Below are 1,791 nucleotides of genomic sequence, written 5' to 3' on the forward strand. Positions count from 1 at the left end.
TTGCAACATGGCTAGGACCTTGAGGCACAATCACCCCATATTCCGCCAGGTGGCCACGCAGAGCATTGATGGTTTGCGTGCGTTGCCTGACGAGAAGATCACGTACCCGGAATACAACTCCATTGGCCTGCGCTTCTTCACTCTTCATCGTGACAAAACGCATCGTCGGCCGCTGTGCTGCCTCTGTGATTGCCTCGGCATCAGCCGCGTCGTTCTTCTCTGGTTGCCGCCCGTGATGCAAGAAGCTTTCGAACCTGATGTCCGTGTGATCGAGTGCGTTCTTCTCTCAGGCCTTTTAGCGCAGCCTTTCAAGAAGCCGCTGGCCGGTATGGTGATCCGCGGATCAGGTCCATATCTTCTGCAAGAGCTTTACGGCTCAAGAACGATGTCTGGTTTTCCCGACCCAGATCTTACGATCATTTGGCCCATTCAGGTTTTGACTTCCTACACCTCCTTCACCGACGCCCGGTATGGATACTCATAAACATCCATCACGTCGCCATACCGGTCGCCGGATCTCTGTAGTCCTCTCTAGTCATCATCATTGCCCAGATCGCGCGCGCCATCTTGTTCGCAAGCGCGATAGCGACGAGCATGAGAGGCTTGCGATGTAGCATCCGCGCAAGCCATGATCCTTCGGGGATCGATCTGCGAGCCAGCCAGGTTAAGCGAGACATCGCGCCGATGATCAATAAAGAGCGGATATCTCTTTGGCCGGCCTTCGAAACCCGTCCGAACCGCTCCTTTCCTCCTGAGGAGTGCTGGCGTGGAACGAGCCCAAGCCAGGCAGCAAAATCCCGACCTCGTTTAAAACTGTCCATCGGGGGCGCAAAGCCACTGATCGCCAGCGCTGTCTGCGGTCCAATGCCTGGCATTGTTTGTAGCCGTCGCGCTATATCGGTCTCCTTTGCCAAACTCTGGGCCTTCTTTGTTTTAGCCTCAACCCGGCTCGTCTTCTCGGCAATTTGATCAAGCAAGTCTTGGCATTCCTCACGAACCAGTGCGGGCATGTCACTGTCGGAGTCTTCCAGGATCGCCTCAATCCGTTTGAGATGAGCAATACCCGTCGGAAAGACATAGCCATATTCATAAAGCACAGATCGCAATGCGTTCACGAGTTCGGTGCGCTGATGCAAAATGCGTTCACGCGCTCGGAATAGAACTGCGCAGGCTTGCTGGTCTTCCGTCTTCGGCGGGACGAACCGCATCTCGGGCCGCTGTGCCGCAATGACAATCGCCTCGGCATCAGCAGCGTCATTTTTTTGTCGCTTAACAAAGGGCCGTACATACTGCGGAGCAATAAGCTTGGCTTCATGGCCGAGTTTTTCCATTTGCCGCGCCCAATAACTGGCGCTGCCACACGCTTCAAACACGACAACGCAGGCGCGTTGCTCTGACATGAAACGACGAAACTGTTCTCTCGTCAGCTTCTTGCGGAACTTCACATCCCCGGCCATCGAGGCTCCGTGGAGCTGAAAAACGCGCTTTGCCAGATCAACGCCGATCATTGTATCCTTCATCTGCCGTCCTCTCCGTTTCGTGATGTTAAACACCACGATCTTGGCACATTGCGATGCCGTTTCGGGAGGGCGGCAACCATCCCATCTTCTGTCGTTTCACAAATGGTTTCACATAAGCCGGTGGGATCAACTTGACTGTGTGGCCAAGTTTGCTGATCTCCCGCGCCCAGTAATGCGCACCCGAACAAGCCTCCATGGCAACAATGCATGCAGGTTGATTGGCAAAAAATCCTCTAACCTTATCCCGGCGCAATTTCTTGCTGAAGACCAT

General features: G+C 54.4%; 1 protein-coding gene and 2 pseudogenes. All 3 read right to left on the reverse strand.

All coding sequences use genetic code 11. The features are described 5' to 3' along the window. Window positions 1–220 (reverse strand): annotated as a pseudogene (locus tag AAAB35_RS06880) (transposase); the annotation flags it as partial. A 271-nt stretch (window positions 221–491) separates the two neighbouring features. Then, a complete protein-coding gene (locus AAAB35_RS06885) occupies window positions 492–1,520 on the reverse strand; it encodes an IS110 family transposase (RefSeq protein WP_340667465.1) in 1,029 nt (342 codons plus the stop codon). Between the two features lie 85 nt (window positions 1,521–1,605). Continuing rightward, window positions 1,606–1,791: pseudogene (locus AAAB35_RS06890) on the reverse strand (IS110 family transposase); the annotation flags it as partial.

Origin of the sequence: Phyllobacterium sp., assembly GCF_037994425.1 — a bacterium.
GTDB lineage: Bacteria > Pseudomonadota > Alphaproteobacteria > Rhizobiales > Rhizobiaceae > Phyllobacterium.

What these genes read in the sequence shown, in the direction of transcription:
- AAAB35_RS06885 (WP_340667465.1), bottom strand. Translation starts at nt 1,520, where the DNA reads ATGAAGGATACAATGATCGGCGTTGATCTGGCAAAGCGCGTTTTTCAG.